This window comes from Mesorhizobium loti CJ3sym, from assembly GCF_000472785.1.
Taxonomy (GTDB): domain Bacteria; phylum Pseudomonadota; class Alphaproteobacteria; order Rhizobiales; family Rhizobiaceae; genus Mesorhizobium; species Mesorhizobium loti_E.
The window spans coordinates 19,316-34,086 of sequence record NZ_AXAL01000009.1; the positions used below are offsets into that span (position 1 = coordinate 19,316).

General features: G+C 63.4%; 14 protein-coding genes. 8 read left to right on the forward strand and 6 right to left on the reverse strand.

Annotated features, from left to right (window positions below):
• Positions 1 to 13: 13 nt before the first annotated feature.
• The 3 genes from tauC to tauA form a co-directional block, all read right to left on the reverse strand.
• Positions 14 to 874 carry a taurine ABC transporter permease TauC gene (gene tauC / locus A3A9_RS0113510; RefSeq protein ID WP_027059253.1) on the reverse strand — a complete coding sequence of 287 codons (861 nt, stop codon included), beginning with the start codon at positions 872 to 874 and terminating at the stop codon, positions 14 to 16.
• A complete protein-coding gene (locus A3A9_RS0113515; RefSeq protein WP_027059254.1) occupies positions 871 to 1,644 on the reverse strand; it encodes a taurine ABC transporter ATP-binding protein in 774 nt (257 codons plus the stop codon). Before A3A9_RS0113515 ends, tauC begins: the two co-directional genes overlap by 4 nt.
• A 159-nt stretch (positions 1,645 to 1,803) precedes the next feature.
• On the reverse strand, positions 1,804 to 2,817 hold the full coding sequence (gene tauA / locus A3A9_RS0113520; RefSeq protein ID WP_027059255.1) for a taurine ABC transporter substrate-binding protein: 1,014 nt from the start codon (positions 2,815 to 2,817) through the stop codon (positions 1,804 to 1,806).
• A gap of 888 nt (positions 2,818 to 3,705) precedes the next feature.
• Between tauA and A3A9_RS0113535 the strand changes: the two genes are divergently transcribed.
• Together A3A9_RS0113535 and A3A9_RS0113540 are read left to right on the forward strand one after the other, a co-directional pair.
• The gene (locus A3A9_RS0113535; RefSeq protein WP_027059258.1) at positions 3,706 to 4,155 is read left to right on the forward strand and encodes an RrF2 family transcriptional regulator; all 450 of its coding nucleotides are present in this window, start codon (positions 3,706 to 3,708) and stop codon (positions 4,153 to 4,155) included.
• Between the two features lie 25 nt (positions 4,156 to 4,180).
• The gene (locus tag A3A9_RS0113540; protein WP_027059259.1) at positions 4,181 to 5,539 is read left to right on the forward strand and encodes an FAD/NAD(P)-binding protein; all 1,359 of its coding nucleotides are present in this window, start codon (positions 4,181 to 4,183) and stop codon (positions 5,537 to 5,539) included.
• A gap of 12 nt (positions 5,540 to 5,551) precedes the next feature.
• Here the strand turns inward: A3A9_RS0113540 and A3A9_RS0113545 are convergent, their stop codons facing one another.
• Positions 5,552 to 6,322, reverse strand: coding sequence for a type 1 glutamine amidotransferase domain-containing protein (locus A3A9_RS0113545; RefSeq protein WP_027059260.1), 771 nt, complete (start codon positions 6,320 to 6,322; stop codon positions 5,552 to 5,554).
• A gap of 111 nt (positions 6,323 to 6,433) precedes the next feature.
• Here A3A9_RS0113545 and A3A9_RS0113550 point away from each other — a divergent pair, with 111 nt between their 5' ends.
• A complete protein-coding gene (locus A3A9_RS0113550; RefSeq protein WP_027059261.1) occupies positions 6,434 to 6,787 on the forward strand; it encodes a winged helix-turn-helix transcriptional regulator in 354 nt (117 codons plus the stop codon).
• Between the two features lie 13 nt (positions 6,788 to 6,800).
• Here the strand turns inward: A3A9_RS0113550 and A3A9_RS0113555 are convergent, their stop codons facing one another.
• Positions 6,801 to 7,448, reverse strand: a complete 648-nt coding sequence (locus A3A9_RS0113555; RefSeq protein ID WP_027059262.1) for a cysteine hydrolase — start codon at positions 7,446 to 7,448, stop codon at positions 6,801 to 6,803.
• A complete protein-coding gene (locus A3A9_RS0113560; protein ID WP_027059263.1) occupies positions 7,445 to 7,777 on the reverse strand; it encodes a hypothetical protein in 333 nt (110 codons plus the stop codon). The genes A3A9_RS0113555 and A3A9_RS0113560 overlap by 4 nt, the downstream gene beginning before the upstream one ends.
• 168 nt (positions 7,778 to 7,945) lie before the next feature.
• Here A3A9_RS0113560 and A3A9_RS0113565 point away from each other — a divergent pair, with 168 nt between their 5' ends.
• The 5 genes from A3A9_RS0113565 (at position 7,946) to A3A9_RS0113590 (ending at position 14,574) form a co-directional block, all read left to right on the forward strand.
• Positions 7,946 to 8,347, forward strand: a complete 402-nt coding sequence (locus tag A3A9_RS0113565) for a RidA family protein (protein WP_027059264.1) — start codon at positions 7,946 to 7,948, stop codon at positions 8,345 to 8,347.
• A 208-nt stretch (positions 8,348 to 8,555) separates the two neighbouring features.
• A complete protein-coding gene (locus tag A3A9_RS0113570) occupies positions 8,556 to 9,995 on the forward strand; it encodes a pyridoxal-phosphate dependent enzyme (protein WP_027059265.1) in 1,440 nt (479 codons plus the stop codon).
• A complete protein-coding gene (locus A3A9_RS0113575; protein WP_027059266.1) occupies positions 9,992 to 11,173 on the forward strand; it encodes a trans-sulfuration enzyme family protein in 1,182 nt (393 codons plus the stop codon). The genes A3A9_RS0113570 and A3A9_RS0113575 overlap by 4 nt, the downstream gene beginning before the upstream one ends.
• 240 nt (positions 11,174 to 11,413) lie before the next feature.
• Positions 11,414 to 12,382: a GlxA family transcriptional regulator gene (locus A3A9_RS0113580; RefSeq protein WP_027059267.1), complete on the forward strand. Its 969-nt coding sequence runs from the start codon at positions 11,414 to 11,416 to the stop codon at positions 12,380 to 12,382.
• Positions 12,383 to 13,269: 887 nt separating this feature from the next.
• The gene (locus tag A3A9_RS0113590; RefSeq protein WP_027059269.1) at positions 13,270 to 14,574 is read left to right on the forward strand and encodes a M24 family metallopeptidase; all 1,305 of its coding nucleotides are present in this window, start codon (positions 13,270 to 13,272) and stop codon (positions 14,572 to 14,574) included.
• Positions 14,575 to 14,771: the final 197 nt, after the last annotated feature.

Below are 14,771 nucleotides of genomic sequence, written 5' to 3' on the forward strand. Positions count from 1 at the left end.
GCGCTTGGTTTGATCATTCGCGTCCCGCCCAGGGGACGAGCACGCGCTCGATCCGGCGGATGATGAATTCGAGCACGAAGGCGATGGCCGCGATCACCAGAATGCCCATGATCACCACATCGGTGACCAGGAACTGGGCCGCCGACTGGATCATGAAGCCAAGCCCGCGCGTGGCCGCCACCAGTTCGGCCGCGACCAGCGTCGACCAGCCGGCGCCGAGCGCGATGCGCAGCCCGGTCAGGATCGACGGCAGCGCGCTGGGCAGGATGACGTGGCGAACCACTTGGCGCTTCGTCGCGCCAAGCGAACGTGCCGCGTTGATGCGCTCCTGCGAAACGCCGCGAACGCCGGACGCGGTCGACAGCGCCACCGGCGCCAGCATGGCGATGGCAATCACCAGGATCTTCGATGGCTCGCCAATGCCGAACCAGATGATGACCAGCGGCAGATAGGCGAGCGGCGGGATCGGCCGCAGGAATTCCAGCAGCGGATCGAAAATGCCACGGCCGACAGTGCTGATGCCGATGGCGAGACCCACCGGCACACCGATGAGAAGGGCCGCGACGAGTGCTGCAAACACGCGGCCCAGGCTGGCGACGGCGTGCTGCCACAGGGTCGCATCGACGAAGCCGTCGTTGGCGACAACGAAGAATTTGTTCCAGACGGCGGCAGGCGAGGGCAGGAACACCGGCGAGACGAGCTGCAGGCGGGCCGACAACGCCCAGATCGCCAGCACCGCCAGAATGGTGGCCGCGCTGATGATGCGCGCCGAGACGCCCTTGCGCCTCGGGGCAGCCGGCGACCATGGCACCGACAGACCATCGACCTCATCGATCTTCTGGTTCGATCGTTCGGTATAAGACGTCACAGTCATGCCACCTCTCCCTCGAAGATGGCGTCGGTCAGTTCGCCCCGCGCCGCCGCGAAGGCCGGATCGGCCTTGATCGTACGGATGGCCTCGCCCGCCGCGTAACGCCTGGAGAAACCAGGCTCGAAGGTCCGCACCACACGGCCGGGGCCGGGCGCCAGCACGACGATGCGGGTGGCGAGCACCAGCGCCTCCTCGATGCCGTGCGTCACCATCAGCACGCCGACATGGCTTGCGGTCCACAGATCGAGCAGCGTCGTCTGCATGCGTTCGCGCGTCAGCGCGTCGAGCGCGCCGAGTGGTTCGTCGAGCAGCAGGAATTCAGGTTCGGCCGCGAGCGCTCGGGCAAGGCCGACACGCTGGCGCATGCCACCCGAAAGCTCCCAGATGCGTTTGTCGCCGGCGTCGGTCAGCTTGACCAGCGCCAGCAGTTCATCGGCGCGGCGCGCCCGTTCAGCCGGCCGTACACCGCGCAGCCTGAGCGCGAAGGCCACGTTTTCGCGCGCGGTCAGCCAGGGAAACAGCGCATCGTTCTGGAACACCACGGCGCGATCCGAGCCGGGCGCGGTGATCGGCCTGCCGTTGGTGGTGGCCATGCCGCGCGACGGCGTGACCAGGCCGGCGGCGACATTGAGCAGCGAGGTCTTGCCGCAGCCGGAACGGCCGACCAGCACGACAAAGTCGCCCTTGGCGACATCGATCGACACACGCTCGACAGCGGGTGCCTGCTGGCCCTCATAGTGGATCGAGATTTTATCGAGCACGAGATGCGGCATGAGCCCTCGCGGGAGGTCTGTTGAAATCTGACTGCCCCGAAACCGCTCCTCGTCAGCGGTTGCGGGGCAGACAGCACGCGGCGTCAGGGAAGGAGCGCGCGAGCCACTTGAGCGCCCGCATGCCCGTCAAGACATGCAGGGACGCTTCAGCACTTGGGTTCAGTTCGAGGCCAGCGCCTCGGTGACGTATTTCGATGTCACGTATTTCGAATAGTCGGGCAGCACGGCGTCGATCTTGCCTTGCTCCTTGAGGAAGGCGGAAGCCGCCGCGACCGCCTTGACCGTGCCGCCGCCGAGGAACTTGTCGGAGGCCTGCTCCTCCAGCGTCGGGAAGACATAGCCCTTCAACAGCTCCGGCACCTCTTCCAGCTTGGCGCCGGTGAGCTTGGCGATCTTGCCAGCCTGCGGCGAGGATACCGACCAGGCGTCGGGCTTGGCCAGGTACTCGGCATAGGCAGCACCCGTCACCTTGACGAAGTCGCGCACAGCTTCCGGGTTCTTCTCGGCAAAATCGGTGCGCACGATCCAGGCGTCGAAGGTCGGTGCGCCCCAGGCGGCGACCTGCGAGGAATCCAGCACCACCTTGCCCGTCGTCTTGATCTGGCCGAGCGCCGGATCCCAGACATAGGCCGCATCGATGTCGCCGCGCGCGAAGGCGGCGGCGATTTCCGGCGGCCGCAGGTTGAGAATCTCAACCGACTTCGGATCGACATTCTCGTGCTTGAGCGCGGCAAGCAGGCTGTAATGCGTCGTCGAGACGAAGGGCACGGCGACCTTCTTGCCGGCGAGGTCGGCGACTTTCTCGATGCCGGCGCCGTTGCGGGCGACCAACGCCTCGGACGGCCCGATCAGGCCGACGACGAAGATGGTCTGGATCGGCAGTTCGCGGCTCGCCGCCGCTGCCAGCGGGCTCGAGCCGACATAGCCGATATCGACCGAGCCGGAAGCGACCGCGGCAATGACATCGGCGCCGGAATCGAATTTGCGCCAGTCGATGCTGGCCTTGGTCGCCTTTTCATAGGTGCCGTCGGCCTGCGGCACTTTGGAAGGCTCGACCACCGTCTGGTAGCCGATGGTGATCTTCAAATCTTCGGCCAAGGCCGGGCTGAGGATGGCGGCGCCGGCAAGGGCGGCGGACGACAGAAGAAGGATGCGTCGCGAAATGGTGGACATCAAAGGGCTCCATGAAAACAGAGAAAACCGGATTGCCCTATGATAGTCCGCTAATTCTATCGTTCTTGTAGAGTTAAATCCTTCCAACGAAGGCGGGTTTCTTGGAAAAAACGGTCGATGGCAGAGCACCCAAGCGCATAAGGCGGCTCAGCGGGCGTCCTTCCCGGCTCGCGATCGCGAACCTGCGATCCGGTTCAGTGTTCTCTGAGGCTGGCGGGACAGCACCCCCTTCTGGCCTGCCGGCCATCTCCCCCGCAAGGAGGAAGATTGGCAGCTTCGCCATTCGCGTCTCTTGTTTCGGCGTTTAAGATTGGCGAAAGCGGACGAGATCCGATCTCCCCCCTTGCGGGGGAGATGTCCGGCAGGACAGAGGGGGGTGCTGCCCCGCCGGCTTGGACGTCTACACAATCGGAAGGCTCTGACTTATCTCCCAACCAAACTTCCCTGTTTTGCTAGTGCCACGCAAACCCATGCCACAGACAGCCAGGGAATTGACAACCGGTTCCGCGTGTTCGAGGGTAAGTATAGTATCCTTATCGACATTAAGGGAATTGGAGGCGACGATGAGCGGGCACCCCATCACCAGGATCGCTCGCGGCATGAAGCGGCTGCCGACGTCGCATGAGTCGGCGCGCGACGCGGCTATCCCCGGGGGAATCAATTGTCGCCTTTTTGCTGTCGACGCGCATTTCTGTGCTCTTAATGGCCCAAAGGCCTGATAAAATTGCCACAACGGCTTGAAAACGAAGCAAAATCAACGATTCTCGGCTTGTATATCATGTCACTAGAATTTATGTGTCATGGATGCTTGGGCGCGGCGGGGAAGCTCGCCAGGCGTTTCGCAACGGATGGCGTCGCGCCATCGCATGACAGAGAAACGTTGGGTCTATGCTCACCAAAAAAGGCAAGTACGGCCTCAAGGCACTCGTCCACCTCGCGCAGCTACCGGCCGGGCAGCTGGCTTTCGTTGGCGATATCGCGACCGGCAACACCATCCCGAAGAAATTTCTCGACGCCATCCTGGGTGAACTGCGCAATGCCGGTTTCGTGCAGAGCCGCAAGGGCAAGGATGGCGGCTACCGCCTGGCGCGGCCTGCCGACGAGATCAAGGTCGGTCATGTCGTGCGCGTCCTCGACGGGCCGCTGGCCCCAATTCCCTGCGCCAGCCGCACCCAGTATCAGCGCTGCGAAGACTGCAACGAGGCGACATGCCAAGTCCGACATCTGATGCTGGAAGTCCGGCAGGCGATCGCCGAGGTGCTCGATCAGCGCAGCCTCGCCGAGATGCGCGACATTGCCATCGACGAGACCCCGCTAACGGCAAAGGCGCAGGCCTGACGCCTCTCACCGGGCAGGGCCTGTCATGACCGGGCGCGCCAATTCGATCATCCCCAGTTCCATCATCATTGTCGGCGGCGGCGCCAGCGGCGTCGTGATGGCCGCGCATCTCCTGAAATCGCCCAATCCGGATCTGCGCGTGACGCTGATCGAAAGGCGCCCGCATTTCGGACAAGGCGTCGCCTATTCGACGCTGCTGTCGGCGCATGTGCTGAATGTCAGCGCCGCCGGCATGAGCGCCTATGCCGACGATTCCGGCAATTTCTGGCGCTGGCTGCAGGGGCGTGGGCTGGTGAGCCCCGAGCAAACGCCGCAGACGCCCTTCTACGCGCCGCGCAGCATCTATGCCCGCTACCTCGGCGAGCTGCTCGACGAGCTCGAAGCGCAGGAGCAGCCGACCGGGCGCCTGCGCCTGATCCATGAGGAGAGCCGGTCGATCACGCCGACCCCGTCCGGCGTCGAGGTGGCGCTTGCCAACGGTACCAGCGTCGTCGCCCGTCTGGCCATATTGGCCACTGGCCATGACGAGCAGCCGGCGCAGGGCCATGCGATCCGGATGGGTTCGGAAGCCGACACGGAGCTTGTCCCCGACAGAAGGGTGATGGTGCTGGGCACCGGCCTCAGCATGGTCGATGCGTTCCTGGCGCTGGAGCAGCGCGGCCACAAAGGCGAGATCGTCGCCGTTTCCCGGCGTGGCCTGCTGCCGTCGCCGCACCGCAAGGGCAACCCGATCAAGCTCGATGTCGCCGACATCCCGCTCGGCACGCAGCTCTCCTATTTCGTCGGCTGGTTCCGCGACCTGATCAAGGAGAACCAGAAGGCCGGCGTCGACTGGCGCGACGTGGTCGACGGCCTCAGGCCGTTCAACCAGAAGATCTGGCAGAACTGGCCGGCTTCGGCCAAGCGCCGCTTCGTCGAACACACCAAGGCGTGGTGGGACATCCACCGCCACCGCATGCCGCCCGAAATCTATGCGCGCGTGACCGAGGCGGTGAAAGTTGGCCGCATCCGCCTTGTCGCCGGCCGCGTCGTCGACATCGCCAGGGGTGGCGACTTCACCGTCCAGGTCCAGTCGCGGCACACGCAGCGCCTCGAGACCTTCGACGTCGCCCGCATCTACGATTGCTCCGGCATCGTGCGCGACATCTCGACCTCGTCGAACAGCGTGGTGCGCTCGCTGGTCGATCGCGGGCTGGCGCGGCCGGATCCGCTGCGCATCGGCCTCGACGTGTCAGCCAATTGCGAGATCATCGCCGGCGACGGAACGGTTTCGGCCAAGATCCTGGCGGTCGGCCCGCTGACGCGCGGCACCTTCTTCGAGATCGACGCCATTCCCGACATCCGCGTTCAATGCGCCCGGTTGAGCAAGCGGCTGCTGGGGTAGCGCCCGTGGCGCTCAGCCGCCCAGCGCTTCGCAAACCAGGCGCGCGGTCTCGGCGCCGGAAAAATTCTGCTGGCCGGTGATCAGATTGCCGTCGCGTATGGCAAAGTCTCGCCAAAGCCCGGCCTGGACGTAGTTGGCGCCGATTGCCTTCAGCTCATCCTCGATGCGCCAGGGCATCAGATGCTTGCCGCGCTCGAGCGCGCCCATCTCCCAGGTCGCGTTGTCGGCGAAATCCTCCTCGGCATTGGCGAAACCGGTCACCGTCTTGCCGGCAACGAGCAGCGATCCGTCGGCGCGCCTGGCGTAACGCAGCAGCGCGGTGCCGTGGCAGAGCGCTGCCGCCACCTTGCCCGCTTCATGGAAGGCGACGAATATCCTTTGCAGCGTTTCCGCGCGGTCATAGCTGAACATTGGTGCCTGGCCGCCGGCAACGACGATCGCGTCGAAACTGTCGACGTCGATCTCCGCCACCGGCCGCGTGGTTTCCACCAGAGCGGCCAGTTTCGGGCTCGACAGGAAGCCGAGCGAGATAATATCGGTTTCGGAATAGCCTGAAGCGTCACGCGGATCGCTCAGCGCGTCGGCCTCGCATCTGCCGCCTTCAGGCGAAAAGATCTCCACGGCGTAGCCGCGTTCGGTAAAGGCGAACCACGGATGCGTCAGCTCGCTCCACCAGAAGCCGACCGGCCATCCGGTGGTGGTCGAAATGGCCGGATTGGCGATGACGATCGCCACACGCTTCGGCTTGCGCGCATTGACCGGATTGGCATCCCTGACACTCATCGTGGCTCTCCCTTATGTAGCTGTCGCCGACAAAGCCAGACCATGCAATCTGGCCACATGGCCGGGCAAAATCCGCTTCCGTCGCGGCGGCGCCTTGCCTAGGGTCGGCGCATGACCCAACGCGGAAGACTCTATGGCTGCCCGGTCGAGTTCGCGCTCGATGCGCTCGGCGGCAAGTGGAAAACGGTGATCATCGCGCGGATCAAGCAGAGCCCGCTGCGCTATTCCGAATTGCGCCGCTTGATCCCCTCGCTGTCCGACAAGATGCTGACGCAGCGCCTGGCCGATCTGGTCGAGATCGGCTTCGTCGTGCTGGAGACCTCGCCGGACGGCAAGGCGCGCTATGCTCTGACCGGACGCGGCCACGATCTGGCCGTAGCGCTCCAGGCGCTCTACGACTGGGGCAGCCTGCATGGCCGTGCGGAAGGCGTGCGCTTCCGCACCGACATCGACGCGGCGGCTTAGCAACTTTCGTCCCTCAGCTCGCATCGGCAAGCGCACCGCAAAAGCCCGCGACATCTGACATGACGGCCTCACCGAGGTAACGCAGCGTCGCCAACGAGCGGTCGCGCGCTTCACGGTTGCCGAAGCCGCAGGCGTCCTCGATCACCACGGCCACAAAGCCGGTGTCGGTCGCCTGGCGGACGGTCGGCTCGATGCCGATCTCCATGGCGATGCCGGCAAGGGCAATGGTGCGGACGCCGCAATCGCGGAGCGCAAAGCCAAGTGCGGTGGAATCGAAGGCCGACATGGTCAGCTTGTCGAACACGGCTTCATCAGCACGGGGCGCGAGTTCGGGGACGATGCCCGTCGCGTCAGTGTCGCGCAAAAACCACGGCTCGACCATGTCGGGACTGCTGCGGCGCTGCCAGGCCATGGCGGTGCGCAACTGGGTGGCGCCCATCCATTTGCGCGGCAAGGACAGATGGCGCGTGAACGCCACCCGCATGCCGGCCGAGCGCGCGGCTTCGAGCACGATGCCGGTGCGTTCGACAATCTCAGCCGCGCCGGCAAGCTGGCGGCAAATGCCGACCTGCATGTCGTAGACCACCAGCGCCATGCGGTGCGGTTCGCACCATTCGAACAGGCTGGTCGGGATCTCTATGCCTTCGCTGGACCGGATCATGCCGCGGTCCGGTCCCAGGGTCTGGCGATGTCGACGCTGGGGTCGAACAGATATTCGAGCGGCAAGGGTGCAGAGTCGAAAGCGAGGAACTGCCATTCCAGCAACCCGGCCTTCGACAGCGGGAAGTCGTCGGTGTAGCGGCGCGCTTGCTCGACGCTGTCGAGTTCGAAAACGATGATGACGCCGCCGACATCGGCGCGGGCATAGTTTTCGCGCACGATGCCTGCCTTCCACAGCCGCCAGACATTCGACACCTCATCGCGCAGATAGGGTTTCAGATCGTCGAGGGTGACGCCGGGCTTGAAGTTGTCATAGGCAATGATCTTCATCGGCTGTCTCCTCTTGGGATGTCAGGATCGCGCGGCCGGCTTGTTTCGGCCGGTATCCCGTTCGGCTAGCATGTTGAAAATGGCCGCTTCAACGAACGAGATGGTTCGTTGAAGCGGTGGGCCGAATGCCCTTTCGTGGCGCGGCATCCGGTGGAGAGGGACAAGAGAATGGTTATCGAGCGGCTGAACCCGAAAGGGATGCACAGCAACCCGGCCTATTCGCAGGGCGTGGCGCTGCCGGCCTCGGCGCGCATCGTGCTGATCGGCGGCCAGAACGGCGTCGATGCCGCTGGCCAGGTCGTCGGCAAGGGCGACATCGCGGCACAGACCAGGCAGGCGCTCGCCAATCTGGCGATGGTGCTCGAAGCCGGCGACGCCAGGCCGGACGATCTTGTGCGCCTGTCGATCTACATTGTCGGCGATGCCGACATCAGGCCGGCTTTCGGCGTCTGGATGGCGTTCTGGGCCGATCGTGGGCCGCCGCCAGTAGTGACCGGCATTCGCGTCCTTGGCCTCGCCAATCCGGATTTCCTGATCGAGATCGAGGGCCAGGCCGCGGTTGAGGCATAATGGATCAGGCACCTCTTGGAATTTCATTCCCCGTCTGGCCGGGTGATTGGCACGTTCTATCTTCTTTCCAACTGTAAACGGCTGGAAAAGGAGCTACGCTGCCGCTCCGTCGGCTCAATCAAAAAGTAGAGCATGGTGTCGTCCGAAAACCGCTTCACACTTTTCGGCATCCATGCTCTGGACGGTCGCTTGATCAGGGAGCTTCGATATGAGCGAGCACGGAAAAGCTGCGCCAGGCAGCACCCCCTCGGACGGCCCATCGTCCCGCCTGCGCCCACCTTATGCGTCGGTTCTCGACCTCATCGGCCAGACGCCGGTGGTCGAGCTGACCAAGTTCGACACCGGAAAATGCCGGCTGTTCATCAAGCTTGAAAGCCAGAATCCCGGCGGCTCGATCAAGGACCGCATCGCGCTGTCGATGATCGCGGCGGCCGAGAAAGAGGGCAAGCTGAAGCGTGGCGGCACCATTGTCGAGGCGACCGCCGGCAATACCGGCCTCGGACTTGCCCAGGTCGGCATTCCCAAGGGCTACCGCATCGTGCTGGTCGTGCCCGACAAGATGTCGCGCGAAAAAATCCAGCATCTGCGGGCGCTGGGGGCGGAAGTACGCATGACACGTTCCGATGTCGGCAAGGGTCATGCCGAATACTACCAGGACATTGCCGAGAAGCTCGCGGCGGAGGTGCCCGGTGCCTTCTATGCCAACCAGTTCGCCAATCCGGCCAACCCGCTGGCGCATGAGACGACCACCGGCCCTGAGATCTTTTCGCAGCTCGACGGCAATGTCGACGCGGTTGTCGTCGGCGTCGGTTCGGGCGGCACGCTGACCGGGCTTGGCCGCTACTTCGCCGAGGTCTCGCCGAAGACGGAAATGGTGCTGGCCGACCCGGTCGGTTCGGTGCTGGCGCCGCTGATCAAGACCGGCAAGATGGAAGAGGCCGGCAGCTGGACTGTGGAAGGCATCGGCGAGGATTTCGTGCCGCCCAATGCCGATCTGTCGCTGGTCAAGAAGGCCTATTCCATCACGGACAAGCAGAGCATGCTGGCGGTGCGCGATCTCTTGTCTCGCGAAGGCATCCTGGCCGGCTCGTCGTCGGGCACGCTGCTGTCGGCCGCCTTGCGCTATTGCCGCGAGCAGACGACGCCGAAGCGCGTTGTCACCTTCGTCTGCGACAGCGGCAACAAGTATCTGTCGAAAGTGTTCGACGATTTCTGGCTGGCCGAACAGGGATTGGCCGAGCAGGAACATCATGGCGATCTGCGCGACCTGGTGATGCGTTCGCACCGCACCGGTGACACGGTCTCTGTCGGCCCGGACGAAAGCCTGCTCAATGCCTATGGCCGCATGCGCCGCTCGGATGTGTCGCAGCTGCCGGTGCTCGACAATGGCAAGCTCGTCGGCATCGTCGACGAAAGCGACATACTGGCCAAGGTCGAAGGCCCGCATGACGGCCGCTGGGAGCGCTTCAACGGCCCGGTGCGCACGGCGATGACGTCCAATCTGCACACGCTGCAGGCCAGCCAGACGCTGGACGCGCTGCTGCCGGTGTTCGACCGCAACGAGGTCGCCATCATCTTCGACGGCGACGAGTTCGTCGGCCTGATAACCCGCATCGACCTGATCAACCATCTGAGGCGCGCACGATGACCAAACATACCCCGCCAGCCGGCAAGAACCGCCTGGCCTTTTCGACGCGCACCATCCATGGCGGCCAGAGCCACGACCCGCTGACCGGCGCGGTGATGGTGCCGATCTATGCCACCTCGACCTTTGCCCAGCAATCGCCCGGCGTGCACAAGGGTTTTGAATACGCCCGCAGCCAGAACCCGACGCGCTTTGCCTTCGAGCGCGCGGTGGCCGATCTCGAAAGCGGCTCGGCGGCCTTCGCCTTCGCTTCCGGGCTGGCGGCGATCTCGACGGTGCTGGAACTGCTTGACAGCGGCGCCCACATCGTCGCCACCGACGACATTTATGGCGGTTCCTTCCGGCTGATGGAGCGGGTGCGCAAGCGCTCGGCCAATCTGCAGGTCTCCTTCGTCGACTTCACCGACCTTGCGGCGGTCGAAGCCGCGATCCGGCCGGACACGAAACTGCTGTGGGTCGAGACGCCGACCAATCCGCTGCTGCGCATCGTCGACCTCGAAGGCGTCGCCGCGCTCGCCAAGCGCAAGGGCATCCTGTCGGTTGCCGACAACACGTTCTGCAGCCCGTACATTCAGCGGCCGCTGGAGCTCGGCATCGATATTGTCGTCCACTCGACGACCAAATATCTCAATGGCCATTCCGACATGGTTGGCGGCGTGGCCGTCGTCGGCGACAACAAGGAGCTCGCCGCCCAGCTGAAATTCCTGCAGAACGCCATCGGCGCCATATCGGGCCCGTTCGACAGTTTTCTCGCTCTGCGCGGCCTGAAGACGCTGGCGCTCAGGATGGAGCGTCATTCCGAAAACGGGCTGAAGATCGCGCAGTGGCTGGAAGCCCGCAAGGATGTGCGCCGGGTCATCTATCCCGGCCTCGCCAGCCACCCGCAGCACGCCATCGCCGTCCAGCAGATGCATGCCTTTGGCGGCATGATCACCGCCGTGCTCGACCGCGACCTTGCCGGCACCAAACGCTTCCTCGAACGCACGCAACTGTTCACGCTGGCTGAAAGCCTCGGCGGCGTGGAAAGCCTGATCGAACACCCGGCGCTGATGACGCATGGGTCTATTCCCGCCGAAAAGCGGGCGGAGATCGGGATTTCGGATTCGCTGGTCAGGCTGTCGGCGGGGATCGAGGATGTCGATGATTTGATCGCGGATCTGGAGCAGGCGCTGGGGGGATAGACCTTCAACCGCCAAGGCTGGCGCCGCCCCTCATTGCCCTGCCGGGCATTTCTCCCCGTAAACGGGGCGAAAGAGGCTAAGCGCTGCCGCCGGTGATTGGCGAAAGCGGCGATGACAGCGTCCCTCGCCCCGTTTACGGGGAGAAGATGCCGGCAGGCAGGTGAGGGGCGGCGCTGACGGTCCAGGTTCAAGCATCGGCCAGATTGACCTGGCGCGCCATTCGCCCGAGATGTAGCGCCCATGGCGACGCGCGAACCCGAAAAACCCAACGAGCCGCTCACCTTCGCGGTGTTGGTGTTCCCCGGCTTTCCGATGATGGCGTTCAGTTCGGTCATTGAGCCGTTGCGCGCCGCCAATGTGCTGGCGAAGCGGCAGTGCTATCGCTGGATCATCGTCGGCGGCACGAAAGGTTCGGTCGAGGCCTCGAACGGCGTCGTCATCCAGCCGGGCTTTTACGCCGAGGATGCGCCGAAGGTCGACCGCATCGTCGTCTGCTCGGGCGGTGACGCCGATCATCTCGTCGCCGAGGGTGCGGCGAGCTGGATCCGCCGCAGCCTGCGCAATGGCGCCCATATTGGCGCGGTGGCGGATGCGGCCTTCTTCCTGGCGCGGGCCGGCCTGCTCGACGGCCATGCCTGCACCTTGCACTGGACCAGCCAGGCTGCCTTCACCGAGGCGTTCCCCAACATCGAGCTGCGGCGCGACCTCTATGTCATCGACCGCAAGCGTTTCACCTCGGCCGGCGGTGTCGGCAGCCTCGACATGATGCTGGAGATCATCACCCGCGATTACGGCGCCGAACTTGCCGCCGGTGTCGCCGAATGGTTCGTGCACAGCCAGCTGCGCTCCAGCGTCGACCGCAAGCTGATGCCGCTGCGCCTGCGCACCGGCGTCCAGAACGAGCTGGTTCTGTCGGCCATCGCCATCATGGAGGATGCGGTGGAGGAGCGGCTCGGCATGGCGGAGCTGACGGCGCGCCTTGGCGTGTCGTCCGACAAGCTCGAACGCTCGTTCCGCTCCGAACTCGCCATCTCGCCCAACGGCTACTATCGACGGCTCAGGCTGAAGCGCGCCGCCGATCTCTTGGCGCATTCGACGCTTGCCGTGCGCGACGTGGCGCTGGCCTGCGGCTTTGCCTCGATGTCGAGTTTCGCGCGGGCCTTTCGCGAGGAGCATGGCCACCCGCCTAAGCTGGCGCGGAGGCATTAGGACTAGAATTGGCTGGTTGCCGTCAACGGCCGAAACGACCAGAAAGCGGAGTATCAAACCCGCGATCCGAAGGAACCGTGCCACTTGGGATACGTCAATAACGTTCCATCTTCTAAACGGGGCATTAAGGCGACAGGTGCATTCTGAATCCTGGAAGATTCTGCCGGGAGTAAAATGTACATCTTGATCGGTGACAAACGAGCTGTCGTAAGATTGCCCATTATCGTTGGCACTATTGCTATCTTTTTCATCCTCCTACTCTGGTTGATCGGACAGGCTTCGACATCGAACGCCGTGATTGTGATGAACTTGTTTTTTGTCTTGGGACTAGGTGCAATCTATTTTTGCCTTCGCCTTGATCATCAAGAAAGCGTGTGGAGACCTTGGGCGACTTTTTTAGACTCACCCATCCAATTTACGATATTTTTGTACATGATTTACAGCTCGTTGGGGCTGTTGTTTATAATGCGAGACAGAATTTCGAATACTTTACCCCAGTTTTCGCTCGCGTTGATTTTCTTGCTGACGGTCTTTCCGGACGCGCTCCTCTTTCTGCGCGCAAGAGCAGGCAATGGGGCCCCCGTCTATGAAAAGGCAAATCGTGTTGCCTTTTGGATGTTGATCATCGTTCTATTCATTTCGTTCGCTGCGGGATTCCTCGCGAGAGATTAATGACACCTCCGGCCGAGATACGTTGAGGTGTGACCACGAGAGCGTAGAGACGCAAATTTTCATCGTCCGATTTGGCTCAAGCCCGAGCGTTCGGATTGATTCGTTTTGGCCGAAGTGCAGCGGCATTCCGCACAACAAATGCGGTTTTCCGCACAATGCTTTCGCCCCTCCTGCGCCATGGTCAGGCCTCATAATCAAGCCAAGGCCGAACCCCCATGAGCATCGTCGTATTCGAACCGGACAGCACCGAGGATGTCGATTTCAAGGACCGCATGCGCCACCCCGCGGCAGCCGATCCGGCCGGCGGCATGTGGTTGTCCGACACCGAGCCGTCTTTCATCGATGCGGACGCCTTGCGCAAAGGCCGGCTCGCCAAATTGCGTGGCTGGATGCGCGAGGCCGGCTATGGCTGCGTGGTGCTGTTCGATCCCTACAACCAGCGCTATGCCACCGGCTCGCGCAACATGTTCGGCTATTTCCTGCGCAACTCGACCCGCTATTTCTTTATCCCAACCGTTGGGCCGATCGTGCTGTTCGAATATCCGCAGAGCTACCATGTCTCGATGGTGCTCGACACGATCGACGAGGCGCGTCCTTCCAAGCTCGTCTGGTCGTCAGTCTCGGGCCGCGACGACGAGACCGCCGGGCCCTTCGCCGACGAGATCACCGAGCTGTTGAAAAAACATGGCGGCGGCTCGATGAAGCTCGGGCTCGACCGTTGCAGCCATCTGCAGGCGCTGGCGCTGGAAAAGCGCGGCTGCGAGGTCCGCGACTGCCAGGGCGAGATCCTGGCGGTGCGGGCGGTGAAGACGCCGGAAGAGGTCAAATGCCTGCAGGTGTCGATGGCTGGCGCGGAAGCCGCTGTCTATGCCGTGCGCGAGGCGATCAAGCCCGGCGTTTCCGAAAACGATTTGTTCGCCATCATGTATGGCGAGGTCATCCGCCAGGGCGGCGAGTTCATCGAGACGCGGCTGCTGACCTCAGGCCAGCGCACCAACCCGTGGTTCAACGAGGCCAGCGGCCGCAAGATCCGGCCCGGAGAACTCTTGGCGCTCGATACTGACACGATCGGCTGTTACGGCTATTACTCCGATTTTTCGCGCACCTTCCGCTGCGGGCCGGGCAAGCCGACACCCTACCAGAAGTCGCTCTACCGCATGGCGCATGACCAGGTTCAGCACAATATTTCGATCGTCAAACCCGGCATGGCGTTCCGTGAGATCGCCGAGAAGGCATGGAAAATCCCGGACCGTTTCGTCGACCAGCGCTACACCTCGGTGATGCACGGTGTCGGCATGCATGGCGAGACGCCATTCATCGCGCATGCCATGGATTACGAGACCTATGGCCGCGACGGCCATATCGTGCCAGGCATGGTGGTGAGCGTGGAAAGCTATATCGGCGAGAAAGGCGGCCGCGAGGGCGTCAAGCTGGAGGACGAGATCCTGATCACCGACACCGGCACCGAACTCCTGTCGCGCTTTCCCTATGAGCATGAGTTTCTGGAGAGAGAGGTTTGATGCTGGTATCCGCCGCTCATAACGAGCGCCCCGTTCCTTCGCGCCCCCCTCTATCCTGCCGGACATCTCCCCCTCAAGGGGGGAGATTAGCGGTTTCGCCTCCCGCGCTTATTCCTGCAACTTTCATCGTTTGCGAAAGCATTCGCGACAGCCGATCTCCCCCCTTGAGGGGGAGATGCCCGGTAGGGCAGAGGGGG